Annotated in this window: 18 protein-coding genes; 10 read left to right on the forward strand and 8 right to left on the reverse strand. The window is 71.1% G+C overall.

Translation table 11 applies throughout. The annotated features are described in order from the left end of the window. The 3 genes from qcrC to qcrB all read left to right on the forward strand — a co-directional run. A partial coding sequence (gene qcrC, locus C1I95_RS14145; protein WP_111214288.1) for a cytochrome bc1 complex diheme cytochrome c subunit occupies positions 1 to 678 on the forward strand: 678 nt, incomplete at its 5' end. Continuing rightward, positions 675 to 1541, forward strand: a complete 867-nt coding sequence (locus C1I95_RS14150) for a QcrA and Rieske domain-containing protein (protein ID WP_158566398.1) — start codon at positions 675 to 677, stop codon at positions 1539 to 1541. The genes qcrC and C1I95_RS14150, both read left to right, overlap by 4 nt. Further along, on the forward strand, positions 1538 to 3268 hold the full coding sequence (gene qcrB, locus C1I95_RS14155) for a cytochrome bc1 complex cytochrome b subunit (RefSeq protein ID WP_111214290.1): 1731 nt from the start codon (positions 1538 to 1540) through the stop codon (positions 3266 to 3268). Before C1I95_RS14150 ends, qcrB begins: the two co-directional genes overlap by 4 nt. A 13-nt stretch (positions 3269 to 3281) precedes the next feature. On the opposite strand, the gene C1I95_RS14160 is transcribed toward qcrB, so the two are convergent. The 4 genes from C1I95_RS14160 to C1I95_RS14175 all read right to left on the reverse strand — a co-directional run bounded on the left by C1I95_RS14160 (position 3282) and on the right by C1I95_RS14175 (position 7230). Further along, complete coding sequence (locus C1I95_RS14160; protein ID WP_111214291.1) at positions 3282 to 4373, reverse strand: TFIIB-type zinc ribbon-containing protein; 1092 nt, start codon at positions 4371 to 4373, stop codon at positions 3282 to 3284. A gap of 129 nt (positions 4374 to 4502) precedes the next feature. Beyond that, positions 4503 to 5630 (reverse strand): SPFH domain-containing protein, encoded by a 1128-nt coding sequence (locus C1I95_RS14165; RefSeq protein ID WP_111214308.1) that lies wholly within the window; start codon positions 5628 to 5630, stop codon positions 4503 to 4505. Between the two features lie 137 nt (positions 5631 to 5767). Continuing rightward, positions 5768 to 6625, reverse strand: coding sequence for a cytochrome c biogenesis CcdA family protein (locus C1I95_RS14170; protein WP_111214292.1), 858 nt, complete (start codon positions 6623 to 6625; stop codon positions 5768 to 5770). A 14-nt stretch (positions 6626 to 6639) separates the two neighbouring features. After that, entirely contained in the window at positions 6640 to 7230 is a 591-nt protein-coding gene (locus C1I95_RS14175; protein WP_111214293.1) for a redoxin domain-containing protein, read from the reverse strand. A 161-nt stretch (positions 7231 to 7391) separates the two neighbouring features. Here C1I95_RS14175 and C1I95_RS14180 point away from each other — a divergent pair, with 161 nt between their 5' ends. Next, positions 7392 to 8087 (forward strand): response regulator transcription factor, encoded by a 696-nt coding sequence (locus C1I95_RS14180; protein ID WP_111214294.1) that lies wholly within the window; start codon positions 7392 to 7394, stop codon positions 8085 to 8087. Further along, entirely contained in the window at positions 8080 to 9102 is a 1023-nt protein-coding gene (locus C1I95_RS14185; protein WP_111214295.1) for a sensor histidine kinase, read from the forward strand. Before C1I95_RS14180 ends, C1I95_RS14185 begins: the two co-directional genes overlap by 8 nt. Before the next feature lie 20 nt (positions 9103 to 9122). On the opposite strand, the gene C1I95_RS14190 is transcribed toward C1I95_RS14185, so the two are convergent. Then, positions 9123 to 10319 (reverse strand): pentapeptide repeat-containing protein, encoded by a 1197-nt coding sequence (locus tag C1I95_RS14190; protein ID WP_111214296.1) that lies wholly within the window; start codon positions 10317 to 10319, stop codon positions 9123 to 9125. Between the two features lie 91 nt (positions 10320 to 10410). Here C1I95_RS14190 and C1I95_RS14195 point away from each other — a divergent pair, with 91 nt between their 5' ends. Continuing rightward, the gene (locus tag C1I95_RS14195; RefSeq protein ID WP_111214297.1) at positions 10411 to 10881 is read left to right on the forward strand and encodes a hypothetical protein; all 471 of its coding nucleotides are present in this window, start codon (positions 10411 to 10413) and stop codon (positions 10879 to 10881) included. Positions 10882 to 10943: 62 nt separating this feature from the next. Here C1I95_RS14195 and katG read toward each other — a convergent pair whose 3' ends face one another. Both katG and C1I95_RS14205 read right to left on the reverse strand, forming a co-directional pair. Beyond that, positions 10944 to 13142 carry a catalase/peroxidase HPI gene (gene katG, locus C1I95_RS14200; protein ID WP_325048828.1) on the reverse strand — a complete coding sequence of 733 codons (2199 nt, stop codon included), beginning with the start codon at positions 13140 to 13142 and terminating at the stop codon, positions 10944 to 10946. Between the two features lie 32 nt (positions 13143 to 13174). Further along, positions 13175 to 13669 carry a hypothetical protein gene (locus C1I95_RS14205; RefSeq protein WP_233513659.1) on the reverse strand — a complete coding sequence of 165 codons (495 nt, stop codon included), beginning with the start codon at positions 13667 to 13669 and terminating at the stop codon, positions 13175 to 13177. A 45-nt stretch (positions 13670 to 13714) separates the two neighbouring features. Between C1I95_RS14205 and C1I95_RS14210 the strand changes: the two genes are divergently transcribed. Then, complete coding sequence (locus C1I95_RS14210; protein WP_111214300.1) at positions 13715 to 14701, forward strand: helix-turn-helix transcriptional regulator; 987 nt, start codon at positions 13715 to 13717, stop codon at positions 14699 to 14701. Between the two features lie 42 nt (positions 14702 to 14743). Further along, complete coding sequence (locus C1I95_RS14215; protein ID WP_199523742.1) at positions 14744 to 15829, forward strand: DNA glycosylase AlkZ-like family protein; 1086 nt, start codon at positions 14744 to 14746, stop codon at positions 15827 to 15829. A gap of 130 nt (positions 15830 to 15959) precedes the next feature. Here C1I95_RS14215 and C1I95_RS14220 read toward each other — a convergent pair whose 3' ends face one another. After that, positions 15960 to 18857: a beta-L-arabinofuranosidase domain-containing protein gene (locus C1I95_RS14220; RefSeq protein ID WP_111214301.1), complete on the reverse strand. Its 2898-nt coding sequence runs from the start codon at positions 18855 to 18857 to the stop codon at positions 15960 to 15962. A 352-nt stretch (positions 18858 to 19209) separates the two neighbouring features. Here C1I95_RS14220 and C1I95_RS14225 point away from each other — a divergent pair, with 352 nt between their 5' ends. Continuing rightward, complete coding sequence (locus C1I95_RS14225; RefSeq protein WP_199523743.1) at positions 19210 to 20028, forward strand: SAM-dependent methyltransferase; 819 nt, start codon at positions 19210 to 19212, stop codon at positions 20026 to 20028. A gap of 283 nt (positions 20029 to 20311) precedes the next feature. After that, positions 20312 to 21157 (forward strand): SAM-dependent methyltransferase, encoded by an 846-nt coding sequence (locus C1I95_RS14230; RefSeq protein WP_111214302.1) that lies wholly within the window; start codon positions 20312 to 20314, stop codon positions 21155 to 21157. Positions 21158 to 21201 lie beyond the last annotated feature (44 nt).

The raw sequence follows: 21201 nt of genomic DNA on the forward strand, positions 1-21201 counted from the left end.
CCCCCGGCCGGTGCCGGCACCGCCGCGACCGCCGCCCCCGTACCCGGGGGCGAGCAGCTGTACCGGCAGAGCTGCGCCAGCTGCCACGGCGAGCAGGGGCGCGGCAGCCAACGCGGCCCCTCGCTGGTCGGGGTGGGACCCGCCTCGGTGGACTTCCAGCTCTCCACCGGGCGGATGCCCATCCCGGACGCGAAGCCGCAGCCCCGCCGCGCCGAACCGGTCTTCTCGGCGGACGAGATCGCCGCCCTGGTCGACCACGTCGCCAGCTTCGGCGGCGGCGGACCCCAGATCCCGCAGGTGGCGCCCGGAAACCTCCAGGCCGGGCGGGAACTGTTCGCCGTCAACTGCGCACCCTGCCACGGCGCGACCGGCGCGGGCGCCCCGTTGACCGACGGCCGGACCGCTCCGGCGCTGTACGACGCGACGCCGGTGCAGGTCGCCGAGGCCGTCCGGGTCGGCCCGGGCCTGATGCCGGTCTTCCCCAGCCAGGTACTCACCGACCAGCAGGTCGATGATCTGGCCACGTACGTGCGCCGGCTGCGCGACGAGCGGCTGGACCGGGGCGGCAATCCGCTCGGCCGGCTGGGGCCGCTGCCCGAGGGAGTGGTCGCCTGGATCGTCACCCTCGGGCTGCTCGTCACCGCCGCCCGCTGGTTGGGCCGGAGGGCGGGAGAGTGAGGCGGCGTCCGCCCGTCCCGGACGGGCCGCCCGGAGTGACCCGCCGGATCGCACTGTCCTTCCTGGCCAGCGCCGCCGGCGCGATCGGGTTCGCGGTGACCTACGGCCTCGGTGGGCAGACCCAGTGGGAAGGGATCTGCCTGGCGGTGGCCTTCGCCGGGCTGGCCACCGGGCTGGCGATCTGGGGCCGGCGGCTGGTGCCCACCGGCGGCTACGTCGAGGAGCACGAGGGCTTCACCCCGCCCCCGGACGAACAGGCGTCGACGGCGGACGTGCTCACCGCGCCGGACAGCCCGCTACGCCGTCGGGGCCTGCTCGCCACGCTCGGGCTGGCGCTGACCGCGCTCGGTGCCGCAGCGCTGTTCCCGCTCCGCTCGCTGCTGCCCTGGGACCGGACCGCACCGGTGCGGGCGTTGACGGAGACGCCCTGGCGGCCGGGCGTACGCCTGGTGAACGCCGACGGGCGTCCGCTGCGACCTGACGACGTACCGGCCGGCGCGGTGGTCGGGGTGTTTCCGGAGGGCGACATCGAGGCCGGGGACGCGCCGGCCTTCGCGGTCCGGCTACGCCCGGAGCGGTTCACCCGGCCACCGTCGGCCGGCCACCTCGACGGGCTGGTCGTCTACTCGCTGCTCTGCACGCACGCCGGCTGCCCGGTCCGGCTCTACCTCAACGGCACCGGCCGGATGCTCTGCCCCTGCCACCAGTCGTCCTTCAACCTGTTCGCCGACGCCGCACCCGTCGCCGGGCCCGCCGCCCGGCCGCTGCCCGGCCTGCCCATCGAGGTCGGCGCCGACGGCTACCTGCGGGCCACCGGAGATTTCACCTCCCCGCCCGGCGCCGGCTTCTGGGACCGGCCATGATCCTCGATCGGCTGGCCCGCGCGTTCGACGACCGTCTGCGACTCTCACCGGTCGTCCGCAAGGCACTGGCCAAGGTCTTCCCGGACCACTGGTCGTTCATGCTCGGCGAGATCGCCCTCTACTCCTTCGTCGCGCTCGTCCTCACCGGCGTCTACCTGACATTCTTCTTCGATCCCAGCTCCGCCGACCGCGCCTACCACGGCTCCTACCCGCCGCTGGACGGCACGACCACCTCCGCGGCGTACGCCTCGACCGTGCGCTTGAGCTGGGACGTACGCGGCGGGCTGCTGATCCGCCAGACCCACCACTGGGCGGCCCTGATCTTCGTCGCGGCGATCGTGGTGCACCTGATCCGGATCTTCTTCACCGGCGCCTACCGGCGGCCCCGCGAACTCAACTGGCTGGTCGGGGTCACCATGCTGACCCTCGCCCTGGCCAACGGGTTCACCGGCTACTCCATGCCCGACGACCTGGTCTCCGGCATCGGCCTGCGGATCATCGTGTCGGTGGCGGAGTCGATCCCGGTGGTCGGGGCGTGGCTGGTGTTCATCGCGCTCGGTGGGGAGTTCCCCTCCGACGAGATGATCCCGCGACTGTTCGTCACCCACGTGTTGCTGGTGCCGGCCGTGCTGGTCGCCCTGATCTCGGCGCACCTGGCGATGATCGTCCGGCAGAAGCACAGCCAGTTCCCCGGCCCGGGGCGGACCGAGCACAACGTGGTGGGCTCCCGGCTCTACCCGAGCTACTCGCTGCGCTCACTGGCGTTGTTCGCCTGGGTGCTGGCGGTGCTGTTCGCCCTCGGCGGGCTGGTGCAGATCAACCCGGTCTGGCTCTACGGGCCGTTCGCCCCGGCCCAGGCGACCGCACCGGTCCAACCCGACTGGTACGTCCTGTGGGGCGATGGCGCGCTGCGGCTGTTTCCGCCCTGGGAGATCCGGATCGCCGGCCACCTGGTGCCCGCTCCGTTCTTCCCCGGGGTGGTGCTCGGCGGCGTGACCTTCCTGGCGTTGTACGCCTGGCCGTTCGTGGAACGGTGGTGCACCGGCGACCGCCGCCCGCACCACCTGCTCGACCGGCCCCGCGATCACCCGGTCCGGACCGGCATCGGGGTGGCTGTGCTGACCTTCTTCGCGATGCTGGTGGTCGCGGGCGGCGACGACCTCATCGCGCGGCTGCTGCGGGTACCGATCTACGACGTGCTCGACATCCTGCGCGTGCTGGTCCTCGTCCTGCCGCTGCTCACCGGGACGCTGGCGTTCCTGCTCGCCCGGGCGCTGCGCGGCAGCGACGCGGCCCGCCTGGGCGAGCTGACCCGAGCCGACCTGCGCGCCGCCCGCCGCCGATCGGGCACCGGCCGGCCCGCGCTCGGCCGGCCGGGCGACGAACCGGAGTTGCCGGCGCGCGACCGCCCGGGGGAGCGGGTGGAACTGTGGCCGGACGGTGACCGGTGGCGCTGGCGCTACCGCGACGAGCGGGCCGGCGTGGCCCTTCTCAGCAACCTTGAGGTGCGCACCGAGCAGGAGGCGGCCGATGCCGCCCGGCTCGCCTACCCCGGCGTCGACCACGTCGTGGTGCCCGGACCGCCGCCCCCATCGCACCGGCGGGCCCGCATCGCGCTGCGCCGCTGGGGCAACGCCGCGATGGGGATCGCGCTGCTGGTCGCGGCCCTCCGTAACCGACGCAAGCGCGACGACGTTGGTCCGGAGGACGAGCCGTCACCCCGCTGACGACGGCACGGCGCTAACGGCTCAGCAGGTACGCCACCACGAACGCCGCGACCAGCGCCAGCGCGCCCAGCACCGCCGCCGTGATCTTGGCTCCACTGTACGGCCGCTCGCCGATGACCTCGCCGGTGCGGGCGTTCACCAGCACCTGGTACGACCGGCCGGCGTGCAGGTACGCGGCGATCCACACCGGCAGCAGGAGCAGCTTGTACGTCACGCCCGAGTAGGTGGTGTCCACCGAGCTGACCCGCTGCTGGTCACCGCCGATGTCGGACAGGCAGTCCTGCTCGATGACCGACGCCATCCGCGCCTTTGCCGTGGCCAGCCCGGTCTCCGGCTCGGTGTCGTAGCGCAGCGCGTGATACCCGGCCAGGTAGTCACCGTGGTAGGCGACCGCCTCGGCCAGCGGCCACGGGGTCAGCTGGTCCAGCTGCTTTTCCGGCAGGTGCGTCGTGGCGGGCACCAGCACGTCGTCGAAGTTCCGGCGGACGGTGCCGCGTGCCGGGTGCCACCGGGTGTGCCGCACCTGCCGGGTGCGGGTCTCCTGCTTGCCGTCCACCATCACCGTGTACGTCTCGGTGACGTAGTAGTACTCGCCACGCTGGCCCTGGTAGTCCGAGACGGTCCGCGCGTCGAACGTCCAGTGTGGCAGGTAGGTGCCCTTGAGCGTCTCCGCCTCGCTGACCTTCTTCAGGCTGTTCGGCGCGAACCAGCGGCTGCGACACCACTTGCCCAGGGCGGTGCGTACGCCGGCCCGGTCCACCGCGAACGGCAGCACCGCCTCCGGCGCGATCAGCCCGCCCGCGGCGGCCTCGGCCACCAACGGGGTGGCGCAGAACTGGCAACGCTGGGCGAGCGCGTCGGTCTCGGTATGCGCGCCGCAGCCCGGGCAGACGAACGCGTGCGCGGCCACGCTGGCCAGCGGCTGGCGCGGCACCGCGGCCAACTGGTCGTACGAGTGCTCGCGCACCGCCCGGCCGGCACCGGCGATCTGCTGACGGTGCCCGCAGTACGGGCAGCTCAGCTCCGTCGTGCCCGGTGCGTGCTCCACCCGGGCACCGCAGCCCCCGCACTGGTACGACGGCGGGGAGACGGCCGTGTCGCTCATGCCGGCACTCCGCTGCGCCGCGTGCCGGAATGAGGCACCATTGCGCTGAGCCTGATTGTTCGCTCGCTCCGCTCGCTCATCGCTGCCCGCTCCTGCTCTCTTGCCTCGGCCCGCTCCCGTCCTGCGCGCTCACTGCGGCGGCAGCGGCGGTGGCACGCTGGCCAGCACCGACGCGAGCTCCGGCAGCTGCCCGGCCGGCTGCCACTGGGCCATACCGGCCCGCCAGACCAGCGATTCCGGGCCCAGCGTGCCCGCACCCACCTGCGCGGCCAGCCCACCGAGGTCGAACGGGCCCTGCCGCTGCCCGGCGACTCCGATGAACCACTGCGCCTGGTTCGGCAGCGGCGGCGGCTCGACGCCGCCCGGCTGCGCGGGGACCGGCGCCGGCTGCGTACCGGTGTCGCCCGACATGGCCCGGGCCATCTGCTGGCCCATCGCCATGCCCATGCCCAGCCCGACGCCGGCGCCCGCCTCGCCGCCCGGGTTCTTCGCCGCCTCCTCCAACGCGGTGGCCGCCTGGTACCGGGTGAACCGGTCCAGGTCGCCGACCGCGCCCATGCTGGTCCGCTTGTCCAGCGCCCGCTCCACCTCCGGCGGCACGGAGATGTTCTCGATGACGAACTTGGGGATCGCGATGCCGACGTCGACGAGTTCCTCGGTCAGTACGTCGGCCAGCTGCCGGCCGATCGCGTCCTGGTGGGCGGCCAGGTCCAGCAGCGGTACGCCCGCCGTGGCCAGTGCCCCGCCGAGTCGCCCGACGATGAGCTGGCGCAGGTACTCCTGCACCTCCTCGGTGCGGAACTGCGGATCCGTGCCGACCAGCTCCCGCAGGAGCTTCTGGGCGTCCACCACCCGGGCCGAGTAGGCGCCGAACGCCCGCAGCCGGACCACACCGAACTCGGCGTCCCGCAGGATCACCGGGTTCTGGGTGCCCCACTTCATCTCGGTGAACTGCCGGGTGTTGACGAAGTACACCTCGGCCTTGAACGGCGAGTTGAAGCCGTACTTCCAGCCCTTGAGGGTGGACAGGATGGGCAGGTTCCGGGTTTCCAGCGTGTACGTGCCGGGCGGGAACGCGTCGGCGATCTGCCCCTCGTTGACGAACACCGCCGTCTGCGACTCGCGGACGACCAGTTGGGCGCCCATCTTGATCTCGTTCTGGTACCGGGGGAAGCGCCAGACGATCGTGTCCCGGCTGTCGTCCAGCCACTCCACGATGTCGACGAACTCGCCCCGGAGCTTGTCCATCAGACCCATCGCGTCCCCCTCCTCCGCCTCGCCGCCGAGATCACCGGCGTCGCGGCGACGATAGCAACCGCCCGCCAGCCACAAACGCCGTGCGGGGACGGCCCGAACGGCCCCCACGGGTCGGCCGACCGGTCACCGCCGGGACCTCAGCGGCGGGCGCGGCGGTGTCGGAGCAGCGCCGCAGCGGTTGCGGTGGCGACGAGCAGCACGGCGAAGGCGATCGCGACGGTGCTGGGACCGACGCGGCCCAGCCAGCCGGCGACGGCCGCCTGGATCGTCGCGGCGGCGTCGACGATCGGGTCGGTGCCGGTGCCACCCCGGAACACCCGGATCTCGTACCAGCCGTACCAGGCCACGTAGCCGCCGGCCACGATCAGCAGTGCGCCGGCCGCCCGACTGATCAGCGGGGCGGCCCGGCGTAGGCCGCGGACCAGCGACATCTTGGCCAGCGCGACGGCGAGTGCGACCGCGCCGACCACGAGGGCCATGCCGATGGCGTACGCGACGAACAGGCCGACCCCGGCCGCGACGGATCCGCTGCGGAAGCCCGTCACGACGACGGCCAGGAACGGTCCGATCGTGCAGCCGAGCGACGCGACCGCGTAGGAGGCCCCGAACAGGGCCATGGATCCGAACCGGCGGGTCACCTCCGGCCCGGTGCCCAGTTTCGGGCCGACGGTGGGTAGCTGACGGCCGGCCAGCAGCACCCCGCCGAGCGCCACCAGGACCAGCCCGATGGCGACGCTGACCCATGGCAGATGCCGGGCGATCACGTCGGCGGCCGGCGCGGCCAGCAGGCCGAACACCCCGAACACGGCGACGAAACCGACGGTCATGGCCGCGGTGAGCAGCAGCGCGCGGCCGACCGCGCGGGACCGTCCGCCGCCGTCGGACCCGTCGAGAACGAGGAAGGACAGGTACGCGGGCAGCAGCGCGAACCCGCACGGGTTGACGGCGGCGAGCAGTCCGGCGGCGAGTGCGAGGGCGTACGGGGCGTCGAGCACCGGGGGATTCCTGTTCAGCCGGCCAGCGCGGCGGCCCGGTCGCGCAGCGCCTGCGCGGTCAGGGCTCCCTTGTGGACGATCGCACCGGCGCTGTCGAGCACGACGTAGTACTCCTGGGTGGTGACCTCGAAGCGCTTCCACACCGCGCCGTCGTCGTCCGCGAGGTTGACGAATCCGCCGATGCCCTGGTCGGCGACGAACCTGCGCATCGCCTCGTCGCCGCTGCCCAACCCGGCAACCCCGACCACCTGCACCCGGTCGCCGAAGTCGCGCTGTACGCCGGCGACGTGCTCGGCTGCCGCCCGGCAGCGTGGGCACCACGCGGCCCAGAACCACAGCACCACCGGCTTGCCGGACAGCTCGGCGGCGTCGAACCGCTGGCCGTCAACCGTCGTGGCGGTGAACGCCAGCGTCTGCGGCACCGCCGTGGCGGCCCCCGGGGTCGGCGACGTCGGCGACGTCGGCGACGGAGCTGCGGCGGTCGAGGCGGTCGCCGCGGGTGGCGTGGTGTCGGCGGGAGTTCCCGGCTCGACATCTGTGCCGCATCCCGCCGCCGCCAACACCCCGGCTATGACAACCGCGACCGTACGACCGACCCGATCCATCGAGAACCTCCAAGCGCAGGGGCCACCGGGATCAACCTAACCAGGCCGGCGGCCGACGGGTCCGCACCGGCATAGCCGTAAGGAACCTGCAAGATCTTGGATGCCCGGCTCGTCCCGGCCGTGACTACGCTGGCTCGGGTGGGAACAGGTGGAGGTCGGCGGTGACGCAGCGGGTGTTGGTGGTGGACGACGACCAGACCATCAGCGACGTGGTGTGCCGCTACCTGCAACACGCCGGCTACCAGGTCAGCCACGCGGGGGACGGCGCCGCCGCGTTGGCCGCCGTGGCGCGTCAGGCGCCGCATCTGGTCGTACTCGATCTGATGCTGCCCACGGTCAGCGGCCTGCAGGTGTGCCGCGAGCTGCGGACCCGGCCGGAGGGGATACCCATCATCATGCTGACGGCCCTCGGCGACGAGGCCGACCGCGTCCTCGGTCTGGAACTCGGCGCGGACGACTACCTGACCAAGCCCTTCTCGCCGCGCGAGCTGGTGCTGCGGGTGCGCTCGGTGCTGCGCCGCGCCGGGGGCGAGCCGGTACCGGACCGGCCGGAGCGACTCGTCGACGGTGACCTGGAGGTACGCACCGGACCCCGGGTGGCCGTGCTGGGCGGGACCGAACTGGCGCTGACCCTGCGGGAGTTCGACCTGCTCGTCCACCTGATGCGGCATCCGTCCCGGGCGTTGACCCGGGCCGAACTGGTCGAGCAGGTGTGGGGCTGGAACTTCGGCGACCACTCGACCGTGACCGTCCACGTGCGGCGGCTGCGGGAGAAGATCGAAGTCGATCCCGCGGAGCCACGGCGGATCGTCACGGTCTGGGGTGTCGGCTACCGGTACGAGCCGATCGATGCGTGACCTGGCGCTGATCTTCACGATCGCGCTCGTGGCGGCGCTGGCCATCGGACTCGCCGGGGCGCTGCTGCTGCGGCGGCTGCGCCGCCGCTCGATCACCGTGCACCTGTGCGTCCTGCTCGCCGTCACGGTGCTGGCGGTGGTGGGCGGCGTGGTCGCGGTCGCCGAGGCGATGTTCCTGTCCCCGCACGACCTGGAGGTGGTCCTGATCGCGGTCGCGGCGGCGGCCGTGGTCAGTCTCGCTGTCGGCGGACACATCGGTCGGCGACTGGCGGCCGCGGCGGTCTGGGCCGACCAGGCCCGCGAGCGGGAGCGGCACATCGAGAAGGGTCGCCGCGATCTCGTCGCCTGGGTCTCCCACGACCTGCGCACCCCGCTCGCCGGGCTGCGGGCGATGGCCGAGGCGCTGGAGGACGAGGTGGTCCGCGACCCGGAAACCGTCGGCGAGTACCACCGGCGGATCCGGATCGAAACCGACCGGATGACGCGGCTCGTCGACGACCTGTTCGAGCTGTCCCGGATCAACGCCGGCGCGCTACGGCTGTCACTGACCGCCGTCGCCCTCGGCGAGGTGGTCTCGAACGCGCTGGCCAGCACCGCACCGCTGGCCGCGGCGCGGCGGATCCGACTGGTCGCGGTCGAGTCCGGCTGGCCGACCGTGGCCGCCAGTGAACCGGAACTGGCCCGGGTGGTCGGCAACCTGCTGCTGAACGCGGTCCGCTACACCCCGGAGGACGGCACGGTGCGGATCGAGGCCGGCCGCGAGCTGGACACCGTCTGGCTCGCCGTGACGGACACCTGTGGCGGGATTTCGCCGGCGGACCTGCCCCGGCTCTTCGACGTGGCGTTCCGGGGCGAAACGGCGCGGACCCCCGGCCAGGGCACCGGAGGCGGCGGCGCCTCCGGTGGTCTCGGCCTGGCCATCGTGCACGGGCTGGTCGAGGCGCACGGCGGGCATGTCGACGTGCACAACACCTCCGGTGGCTGCCGGTTCGTGGTCCGACTGTCCGCGGCCTGACCGGCTGGCCGTGCGCGGCCCTACAAACCCTCGGGCCGGCTGCCGTCGTGGAAGGTCGCTCGCCCGTGCCCGCCCCCGAGGTCCAGCACAACCCGGTCCCACCCGGCACGCTCGATCCGCGTCGTCCCATGGAACTGCGCTCCGGTGAACTCGGCGACCCCGCCACCGCAGCCGGTCAGGTCGAGACCGATCAGCGTGGCGCCGGAGAGCCACAGGTGCATGCCCGCCCACCGCCCGGGCCGCAGCCGTGCCGCGAGAACCCGTTGCGCGGTGCCGCGGTCCTCGACCACCCGCTGCTGCTCGGCGGTCAGCGTCCCGCGCACGTCGAACAGCAACGGGGTGCGCAGGTGGGCGCAGATCGCGTCCACCACCCGCTGGCGTTGCTCCGGGTGATGGTCCCCGATCCCGGTCAGCGCCTGCGCGTCGGTGCGCGCCGACCAACTCGCCTCCGCGGTGAGCACCTGGTCGCGTACCGACCATCCCCAGGGCCAGGATCCCTCGTCGCCCGACCAGCGGGCGTCGGTCAGGTCCGCCGCGGGCGAGTCGAGGTGCACCGGCCCACCGAAGCGTGCCTCCCGGAAGTCCGCCTCCGCCGCGAACCGGGCCTTGCCGAACCAGGCCGTATCGCCGAACGAGGCACCCCGGAACGCCACGGGTGCCGCGAACCGAGCCCCGTCACCGCCCTCCTCGTAGCTCTGGTAATCCCCGACGACCACGGCGACCGGCCACACCGGGTCGGTCTCGTTGACCTCGTCCCACGGCAGCGGCTCGATCTCCTCGACGGTGTCCCAGGCGTCGTCGTCCTCCCAGAGTTCCTCCTCGCCCCGCCCGAACCAGGCCATGGCGTGGAACTCCGCGCCCGCGAAGGACGTCACCGCGCGGAACCGGGTCCGCCCGAACACCGCGGTCGCGTGAAATCGAGCCCGCTGAAACCGCGCCTCGCCGTCGAACACCGCCCGCGCGAAGACGGCCTCGCCCTCGAACTCGGCCCCGGCGAACGAGGTGTTCCCCACGAACCGGGTGTCGGCGAAGGTCACCGCGCCGAACCGCCCGCCGCCGAAGTCCGCGTCCGTCAGTACCGTCCCGGAAAGATCCAGGTCGACCCCGGCCATGCCGGCCAGCGACCGAACCGCCGCCCGGCGCCGATCGGCGTCACGGTCACCACTGCGCAGGTACGCACACAACGCCGCGGCCCGTTCCTGATCCGTCGCACTCACCGGGCGCAGCCTAGTGAGCCGGCGTGCCGGACGGTGGCCCGGACCGGTACGACTCGGCCAGTCACGCTGGGCGCTGCACTAGGGTGCGAGGGTGACGAGTGCCCCCCGGGAAGCGGAAACGCCTCTCGGTCCGATCGGCGCGTTACTCTGCCGACTGGCGTTCCTGGCCATCTGCCTGCCCGGACCGGTCCTGCTCGCCGTCGCCGTGACGCAGGACCCACCGTGGTCGCCAACGGACTTCTGGGGCCTGCTCGCCGGTGACGTGCTGATGACGATCGTCGGTGTCGGCTTCGGCGTCTTCGGCTTGCGGCTGGTCACCCGCTCGCGCCGCGACGCGCGTCGGCTGTCCACCGCTGGTGTCGCCGCGACGGCGGAGATCCTCGCGGTGGCGAACCACCTGGGCGGAGAGGATCCTGGGCTGGAACTCCACCTGCGGATCAGCGGTCCCGGGTTCGCCACGTTCGAGGCCGACACGATCCGCGCCGACGACCCGGCCCTCGTGCCCGGCGCGTTGCTGGCCGCCGTCGTGGATCCCGTTGACCGTCTCTTTGCGATCACTTAGCGGCCGGTCGGCATCGAACGGGCGCCTGACGGGGCGCGCGGGAACCGGGGCCGCCGCCGAGGTCAGGCGAGGTCGTACCGGTCCAGGTTCATGACCTTGACCCACGCCGCGACGAAGTCCTGGACGAACTTCTCCTGCGCGTCGTGACCGGCGTAGACCTCGGCGATGGCGCGGAGCTGGGAGTTCGACGCGAAGACGAGGTCGACGGCGGTGGCGGTCCACTTGACCTTGCCCGTGGCGCGATCGCGACCCTCGAACACGTTCTCGGTCGAGGTGGACGTCTTCCACTCGGTGCCGACGTCGAGCAGGTTCACGAAGAAGTCGTTGGTCAACGTCTCGGGCCGGTCGGTGAGGACGCCGTGTGGTGCCTGCCCCGTGTTGGCGTTCAGCGCCCGCATGCCGCCGATCAGGACCGTCATCTCGGGCGCGGTCAGGGTCAGCAGGTTGGCCCGGTCCAGCAGCAGGGTCTCCGGCGACAACTTCCGTCCGGCGCGCAGGTAGTTGCGGAACCCGTCCGCCTTCGGTTCGAGTACGGCGAACGACTCCACGTCGGTCTGCGCCTGGGACGCGTCCGTACGCCCGGGTGCGAACGGGACCGTGACCTCGTGCCCGGCGTTCCTGGCCGCCTGCTCGACGGCCGCGCAGCCGGCCAGGACGATCAGGTCGGCGAGCGAGACCTGCTTCCCGCTCGACGTCGAGTTGTTGAACTCCTGCTGGATCTGCGTGAGTGCGGGCAGCACCGTGGCGAGGTCGGCCGGGTCGTTGGCCGCCCAGTCCTTCTGCGGTTCGAGGCGGATCCGCGCACCGTTGGCCCCGCCCCGCATGTCGGTGCCGCGGAAGCTCGCCGCCGCCGCCCAGGCGGTCCGGGCCAGCTGGGAGGTGGACGGTCCCGATGCGAGGATCTTGCGCTTGAGGTCGACGATGTCCCCGTCGGCGATCAGCTCGTGATCGACCGCCGGCACCGGGTCCTGCCACAGTTGCGGCTCCGCCACCCACGGCCCGAGATAGCGCGAGACGGGTCCCATGTCGCGGTGCAGCAGCTTGTACCACGCCTTGGCGAACGCCTCCGCGAGCTGGTCCGGGTTCTCGAAGAACCGACGTGAGATCTGCTCGTACGTCGGGTCGGCGCGCAACGCGAGGTCCGTCGTCGCCATCATCGGGGCGTGCCTGACCGCGGGGTCGTGGGCGTCGGGCACGGTGTCCGCGCCGGCGCCGTCCTTCGGCCGCCACTGCTTCGCGCCGGCCGGGCTCTCGCTGAGTTCCCACTCGTAGCCGAACAGGGTCTCGAAGAAGCTGTTGTCCCAGGTGATCGGGGTGGGCGTCCAGGCACCCTCGAGCCCGCTGGTGATCGTGTCCCGGCCCATGCCGCTGCCGAAGGTGTTCCGCCAGCCGAGGCCGCCCGCCTCGACCGGGCAGCCCTCCGGCTCGGGGCCGACGTACTCGGCCGAGGCGGCACCGTGGGTCTTGCCGAAGGTGTGACCGCCGGCGATGAGCGCGACCGTCTCCTCGTCGTTCATCGCCATCCGCCGGAAGGTCTCCCGGATGTCCCGGGCCGCGGCCAGCGGATCCGGATTGCCGTTGGGCCCCTCCGGGTTCACGTAGATCAGCCCCATCTGCACGGCGCCGAGCGGACCGGCGAGATTCCGGTCGCCGCTGTAGCGCTCGTCGCCCAGCCAGGTGTCCTCGGGCCCCCAGAAGATCTCCTCGGGCTCCCAGACGTCCTCGCGCCCGAAGCCGAAGCCGTACGTCTTGAACCCCATCGACTCCAGCGCGCAGTTGCCGGCGAAGACCAGGAGGTCGGCCCAGGAGACCTTCGATCCGTACTTCTGTTTGACCGGCCAGAGCAGCCGGCGCGCCTTGTCGAGGTTCGCGTTGTCGGGCCAGCTGTTGAGCGGGGCGAAACGCTGAGCGCCGTCGCCGCCACCGCCGCGGCCGTCCTCGATGCGGTACGTGCCGGCGGCGTGCCAGCTCATCCGGATGAAGAGCGGCCCGTAGTGACCGTAGTCGGCCGGCCACCAGTCCTGCGACGTCGTCATCACCTCGAAGATGTCCCGCTTCAGCGCGTCGACGTCGAGGTTCCTGAACTCCGCCGCATAGTCGAAGGCCGCGCCCATCGGGTTGGCCCGGGGCGAGTGCTGATGGAGAACCTGCAGGTTCAGCTGATTCGGCCACCAGTCCTGGTTCGTCCTCGGCCGGCTCGGCTTCGGCGTGGGGGACGGGATTGCGGGGTTCTCGCTCTCGCTGCCAGTCACGGTGCGCAGTATGCCCTAATTCTCCCCTGAATGCTGGCGGCTCACCCATCCTTCCGGCGGGTCAGATCCATGATCCAGTTCGTCTCCCAGGTCTGCTCACCGTCGAGGGAGAACGCCTGGTCCCACCGGCAACTGGTCGGGGTGATCCGCGACCAGGTGTAGCGGCAGCGGATCGGCCTGCCCTCGTCGGTGTCGTCGCTGTAGAACGTGCCGACGCCGTCGGTGAAGCCGCCCACCACCGGCGGCAGGGCGAGCAGGCCGTTGCTGCTGTTCACCCAGTAGATCGACCACTCGCGTCGCACCGGGTCGTAGGTCCGGAGGCTGACCCCACGGAAGCCCTTGGTGGGGAAGACGGTCTCGTCGAAGCTGCCGGCGCCGTCGAAGAAGCTCTGGGCCTGCATCAACCCGGGAAACGCGTCCCACTCGTCGCTGCCGACGTGTCGCTTCAGCAGGCGGCGGTTGGCGACGTCCCAGACGCCGGGCAGGAAGTCGAAGTCACCCATCACAGTCCCCGTTTCGATCTCGGCTAACGGCATGCCGGGAACGATAAGACGAATCCACTGACAGGTAGTGTCAGTGGAATGCGAGCCAGTCGTCTCCTGTCGATCCTGCTGTTGCTGCAGACCCAGAGACGGCTGACCGCCGGGCAACTCGCCGACCGGCTCGAGGTCTCCGTACGCACCATCTACCGGGACGTGGAGGCGCTGCACGGTGCCGGCGTCCCGCTGTACGGCGAAGCCGGGCACGCCGGCGGCTACCAGCTGCTCGACGGCTACCGGACCCGGTTGACCGGGCTCACCGTCCAGGAGGCGGAGAGCCTGTTCCTCACCGGCCTGCCCGGCCCCGCCGCCGAACTGGGCTACGCCGAGGTGGTGGCGGCGCTCCAACTCAAACTCCAGGCCGCGCTTCCGGTCGAGCTGCGCGACCGCGCGAACCAGCTTCAGCAGCGCTTCCATCTGGACGCGCCCGGCTGGTACCAGGACGGCGACGCGTCGGCGCACCTCACCGACATCGCCCGCGCGGTGTGGCACGAGCACCGTGTACGGGTCCGGTACCGCAGCTGGCAGGGGGAGGTCACCCGCACGATCGAACCGTACGGGCTGGTGCTCAAGGGCGGGCGGTGGTACGTGGTGGCCCGCCGGGCCGACCCGGACCGGACCGGGATCGGCACCTACCGGGTCAACCAGATCATGGCACTGGAGCTACTCGCCGAGACGTTCGACTGGCCCACCGACTTCGACCTGGCGGGCTACTGGCGGACCCAGGTGGCGGAGTTCCGCAGCCGGCTGCATCAGCGCGAGGCGGTGATCAGGCTCTCGCCCCAGGGCCGCCAGCGGCTCCGGGAGGTGGCCAGCGACGTGGTGTGGTCCGCTGCCGACCGGTCGGCCGGTCCACCCGACGGCGACGGCTGGGTGACCGCGGTCGTACCCATCGAATCGCTGACCCACGCCCACGGCGAGTTCCTCCGGCTCGGCGCGGAGGTCGAGGTGCTGGAACCGGCCGACCTGCGGGCCCAACTGGTCGACACCGCCCGTGCCCTGGCCGCCCGATATGCCGGGTCGCCGTGACGGTGTCGCCGTCCCTGCCGGGCAAGGTCTAGGGTCGGCGACATGATCGTGCACCGTTTGCGCCAGGACGAGGCCCGCCGGATCGCGATCCACGCCCAGTTGCTCGACGCCGCGCGCCCGACCGGCCTCGTCGACGTCGTCGAGCGCCTGACGTTCCTACAGATCGACCCCACCGCGGCCATCGCGCCGAGCGCGGATCTCGTCCTGTGGAGCCGGCTCGGGGCGAGCTACCGTCCGGCCGACCTGACCAGGGCCGTCGAGACCGACCGCACCCTGGTCGAGACCGTCGCCTACATCCGGTCCCCCCGCGACCTGCCCGCCGTGATCGCCGAGGTTCGGGACGCCGAGCCGCATCCGTCCACCCGAGCGTGGCTCGAGCAGAACGAGTCCTTTCGGCGGGACATCCTGACGTTGCTGGAGAAGGAGGGCCGCCTCCTGTCCCGGGACATCCCCGACACGAACGTCGTGCCCTGGCCGTCGTCGGGGTGGACCAACAACCGCAACGTCACGAAGATGCTGGAGGCCATGGCCCGGCGCGGCCACGTCGCGATCTCCGGCCGCAAGGGGCGACAGCGCTACTGGGACCTCCCCGAGCGGGTCCACCCCGCCGAACTGCCGACCCTTGATCTCGATGCCGCGGTCCGCCTCCGCAACGAGCGTCGGCTCGCGGCCCTCGGTATCGCCCGGTCCGCCGGCCCACAGATCCCCGGCGAGTCGCCGTACGTCGGTGACGCCGGTGAGGCGGCCACCGTCGAGGGCACGCCGGGCACCTGGCGGGTGCACCCTGCGTACGTCGGTCTGCCGTTCGAGGGACGTACCGCGCTGCTCTCGCCCTTCGACCGGCTGATCCACGATCGCGTCCGGGCCGAGCAGCTCTTCGGCTTCGAGTACTTCCTGGAGATGTACAAGCCCAGGGAGAAACGTCGGTGGGGCTACTTCGCCCTGCCCGTCCTGCACGACGACCGGCTCGTCGGCAAACTGGACGCGACCGTCGACCGCAAGGCCGGCACCCTGGTCGTCAACGCCGTCCACCAGGATGTCCGCTTCACCAGGGCCATGACCGCCGCGGTCCGCACCGAGATCGAGGACCTCGCCGGGTGGCTCGGCGTCGAGGTCACCGGCGTCTAGACCGCCCTCGGCGGGTGGGCCGGTGTGGGATGCCTGCGTACGGCCGGGGGAGCGGCGGCGACGCCGGTCCTGTCGAGCCGTGGCCCGACAGGACCGACGTCGCGGGGTCGGCCTCAGCCGGGGTCGACGGTCACGGCTCCAGATCCTTGTTGGCGTGCGCCGCGGCGAGCTGGATGGCCCTGCTCTGTTCTTCGGTGTGCCGCCCGGCAGCGACCCATTCGTCCGCCACCTGCTTCACCCGCTGTAGGAACTGGCCGTGGTTGCGGAACGGGGCCGTCTCCCAGACCCGGTCCAGGAACGTCTCGCCGCCCTCGTCCCGGATGGCGTCGTTGGGTACGCCGGTGGCGGCCGAGCCGAACACGACCTCCGGCTCGACCCGCTTCACGTACGGGTGGTAGGCGTTGAACTGCCCGGGCACCGGGTCGGAGAGGTAGTACGGCGCCAGGGTGTAGCCGTGCGTGGTGAAGTGCATCGGGACACTCGTCGGTTGGATCGCGGCGGCCAGGTCGCCGTCCCGCTTCAGATCCTTGAAGAAGGTGAACTCCCGGTAGCTGGGCGTGTTGTCCCGGACGACCATCAGGGTCGGGCCGTAGAGAATCGACTGGATCGACTTGTCGTCGAGCGCCTTCTCGACCCGGAAACTGAACGGCATCGAGATGTCGATGGTGTCCCCCTGGGACCATCGGCGGTCCAGGGTGACGTAGCTGCCCGGCGTGGCGGCGAGCCGCTGCCGGGCACCGTTGACCCGGACCTGGTAGCCCCGCACGGCCCACGACGGCACCCGGAGCTTGACCTTCAGCTGTCCGCTGCCCTGGTCGAAGCGCAGCCGGGTGGCGCCTTCGGTCGGGTACTGCGTCTCCTGGGTGATGACGAACCCGCGGCCGGGCCAGGTCAGCGTCGAGGCGATGAAGAGGTTCACGTACAGCGTCGAATCGTCGGCGGACTGGAAGTAGATCGACTCCTGGTACTTGGTGTGACTTTCGATGCCGGTGCCGTTGCAGCAGCTGCCGTTGCCGCCGTAGCGGCTGTATTCGACGAAGGTGCCGATCTGCCGCGACCGGCCCGGCCACATGTTCTGGTGGTAGGTGACCTCGGTGGCGGTGACGCTGTCGACGTCCCGGCGCGAGCTGAGGATCTGGTTGTGCAGACCCTTCTCGTAGAAGTCCATGTACGCCGGGTCCTGGTCGTGGAAGAACAGGTTCCGGGTCAGCCGCAGCATGTTGTAGGTGCAGCAGGTCTCGGCGTGCCGTGGGTCCGAGCTTGAGGTGAATCCGGCGGTGATGAAGCCGCGTACGCCGAAATGCTCGCTGCGGCCCGCGCCACCGTTGCTGAACGTGCGGTGCGGGACCACCATCGCCCAGAAGTTCTTGGCCGCGGTGTGGTAGTCCTCCTCGCCGGTCTGCTCGAAGATCCGCAGGTAGCCGATGTTCGGCGCCATGTACTGGTTGGCGTGCCGCCCGTTCAGGATGTCGCGGTCGTCGAGGGTGGCGTTGAACAGCGTGGTGAAGGTGAACGCCTTGGCCGTCCGCAGGTACCGGGCCTTCGCGTCGGGGTCCGGGGCGAGCGCCGAGAGTTCGGCCATGACCTCGTTCATCGAGCCGGCCTCGCCAGCGCTGTAGATGTTCCACATCTGGTCCAGCTGGGCCTGGCTGTACCGGCTGAGCCGCTGGTGGGTCCAGTCACCCATCCGGAAGGCGATCTCCAGCGCCTCCTCGTTCCCGGTCAGGTGGTACGCGTTGAGCAGACCCCTCATGATCTTGTGGCAGGTGTACCACGCCGCCCAGACCGCGTTGGCGCCGCTGTTCGGCTGGAGTGTCGGTGGTTCGAGCCGGCTGAACTGGCCCTCCGGAAACGCGGAGAGGTAGCCGGGGTAGCTGGTTCCGATGATGGTGGCGTCGCGGTCGTTGCCCGAGTGGTCGAGGGCGGTCTCGCCTTCCTCCTCGAAGCGGTACCAGGCCACCAGGTCGGACTGGTCCGGCTCCTCGGGTGCCGGGTCCGCGGTGGCGAGCGCCCGCACCTCGGCGGCGCTCAGCGCACGGTGGTAGATCCGCAGGTCGTCGACGGTCGCGTTGAGGTACGGGTCGTTGGCGCTCGGCGACCGGCCGATCCAGTTGTTGGTGGTCGCACCCAGGTTGGCCGGGGTCAGCCGGATGGTGTTGGTGCCGACCTGGTTCCCGTTGACGTAGAGCCGCCCGGTGTTGTCCGCCGTGGAGATCGTGACCGCCACGTGCGCCCACTCGCCGACGGGGACCGCGTTGCTCGTACCGTCGATGCGCTGTTCGTTGTTGCTGCCGCTGGTGGTGATGGCGAACCGTGGTCCCGTGTTGGCCGCCACCCACGGCGACAACGACAGGTAGACGCTCGAACCGGTGCCGAAGTTGAAGATCTTGGCATTGGTCTGGCTGGCGGCGAGCCGCACCCAGACCGCGAACGTCACGTCGGTGACGCCGTCGAGAATCCGCTGGGGCAGCAGCACGTACTGGTTCGGGTGCGGGTCGCTGAGCCGTACCGCCTTGCCGGACCGGCCGGCGACCCGGCCGACCGGTCGCGCGTCGAGGGCCCGCTGACACCTGCCCAGCTCCTCGACGAGGTAGTCGAGCTTGTCGAGGAAGATCTCCTCGCCGGTGGCGGCGTAGGACTGGGACAGCATCGTCAGGTAGTGCCCGGTGAAGTGCCCGCGCAGCAGGTGGTTCGGGGTGTCCCAGCCACCCGGCCAGGTGCCGGGGGCGGGCAGGCCGGCGTTGGCCCGGAAGAGGTGCAGCATTCGGTCCGGACCGGCGAGGACACCGCCGCTGCCGGGGTAGTTCCGGGCGTAGTTGAGCATCCGGTCGCGCTTCTGCTGGAAGATGCCCTCGTGCAGGGCAACCTGGCCGAGGTTGAACGGCTTGGCGGGGGCCGGGCCGCCGCTTCCGCTGCTGGCGGTGGCCGCCGATGCGGCGGTGGTCGAGGTGATGGTCAGGGTGGCGGGGACGGTGGCTGCTAACGCGCCGAGCTGGAGCAGGCGTCGTCGGGAGAACTGCTTGGCCACTTCTCACTCTCCTTCAGCTGGCCGGTAGTGGGACCTACTGACCGGGGAGTCAGCGGGAGCCGCTACCGCGGGACGGGTGCCCGGACGCGGCGCTCGCCGCGCACGGTTGTCTGGCGCCACCCTCCGGGCGGCGCTGTCTTGTGAGCGTGCTCATGGCCGCCGGTGGTGGGCACGAGCATTCGATAAGTGAGGCGAACAGTGGGCACAATTGTTATCGCTAACATGATCGCTGTCAATACATGCAGGTAGGCCCACCGTCCACCATCGACATCTGTAGGAGCGCGTCGATCGGGTGACCGTTAAGCTTGCGACGGAAGATCAGCGTTGTCCTAAAGAGACGGGGGATGCGATCGTGGTGGAGAGTCCGGTCGTGGCGAGCGGCGGGCAGGGCAGGCCCAAGTTGGACACCGGAGTGCCGCAGACGGCCCGAATCTGGAACTACCTGCTCGGCGGTAAGGACAATTTCGCCGCCGATCGCGTGGTCGGCGACCAGATCATTTCGACGTTGCCGCAGCTCGCGGAGAACGCCCGTCTCTCCCGGGCGTATCTCGCCCGGGCGGTGCGCCACCTCGCCGGTGAGGCCGGTGTCCGGCAGTTCCTCGACATCGGCACCGGCCTGCCCACCGCCGACAACACCCACGAGGTGGCTCAGGCGGCCGCCCCGGACGCGCGCATCGTCTACGTCGACAACGACCCGCTGGTGCTGGCGCATGCCCGGGCCCTGCTCGTCGGCACGCCCGAAGGTGCCACCGACTACATCGACGCGGACCTCCGTGACCCGGGCGCCATCCTCCGCGAGGCGTCGCGGACGTTGGACCTGGGCAAGCCGGTCGCACTCATCCTGATGGGCGTCCTCGGTCACATCGAGTCCGACGAGGAAGCGAAGTCGATCATCGACAGCATCATGGGCAAGCTGCCCTCGGGGAGCTACCTGGCGATGTACGACGGCAGTGACACGAGCGAGGCGGTCACCGAGGCCGTCCGGATCTGGAACATCTCTGCCAATCCGAAGTACCACCTGCGGAGTCCCGAGCGGATCGCACGCCTGTTCCAGGGCTTGGATCTGATCGAGCCCGGGGTGGTGTCGGTGACCCGCTGGCGACCCGCCGGCGGTTCGGACACCCTGCCCGCGGAGATCGACCAGTACTGCGCAGTCGGGCGCAAGCCCTAGCTAGCCCCCGGTGATACAGCACGGCAAGGCCCGCAGCGCGACATCCGCTGTGGGCCTTGCCGTGTCATCAGCGAGAGCATCACCCGCGCGGCCGAACAGGCCCGCGCAGTCCTTCAGACCAACCCGAAGCAACGGCAATCGACACCGCCCAACCGAGTCCAGAGCGTGGCAATGTCGACCAACTGTCCATGATCGTCAGTGGGGCAGCGTGCATTCCCTGCCTTCGCTACCATGACGCGTCGCGGCTGGTGCCCTGATGGCCCGATGCGGCGACCCAAATCCCATGAACGCAGTCAGAGCAGAGGTGTTCATAGTGAGCGTGGACTCGCCAGCGACCGGCCAGTCTGAGCCCGACAAGCTCGACACGTCGGTGCCGCATTCAGCGCGGATCTGGAACTACTGGCTCGGCGGCAAGGACAATTTCGCAGTCGACCGAGCGGCGGGCGACCAGTACCGCCAGGTCTTTCCCGGCGTTGTCGATGTCGCCCGTGCCTCCCGGCAGTTCCTCATCCGCACGATCACGTTCCTCGCCGGGGAGGCGGGCATTCGCCAGTTCCTCGACGTCGGCACGGGTCTGCCGACGGCCAACAACACCCACGAGGTGGCGCAGCGGATCGCGCCGGACGCCCGGATCGTCTACGTCGACAACGACCCACTGGTACTGGTGCACGCCCGTGCGCTGCTGGTCGGCACACCCGAGGGCAAGACCGCCTACCTCGACGCCGACCTCCACGATCCGCCCGCGATCTTCGCCGAGGTCGCCAAGACGCTCGACTTCAACCAGCCGATCGGGCTCATCCTCAGCGGCGTCATGGGCCACGTGCCCGACTACGAGACGGCCCGATCGATCACGCGTCAACTGCTGGCACCGCTGCCGTCCGGCAGCTACCTCTCGCTCAACGACGGCGCCAGCCTGATCAGCCCCGAGATGCAGCAGGCGCAGGACGACTACAACGACACCGGAGCGACGCCGTACACGCTGCGCTCGCCCGACCAGATCGCCGGGTTCTTCGAGGGCCTGGATCTGGTGGAGCCGGGAGTCGTACCGTGCCCGCGGTGGCGACCCGACGACGATGTCGACACGCCCGCCGACATTGACGCCTTCGGCGGTGTGGGCCGCAAGCCTTAGACGAGGCTGGCCCCGGACATCTGCCCGGGGCCCCGGTGGGCGCC

It is taken from the genome of Micromonospora craterilacus, from assembly GCF_003236315.1.
GTDB lineage: Bacteria > Actinomycetota > Actinomycetes > Mycobacteriales > Micromonosporaceae > Micromonospora > Micromonospora craterilacus.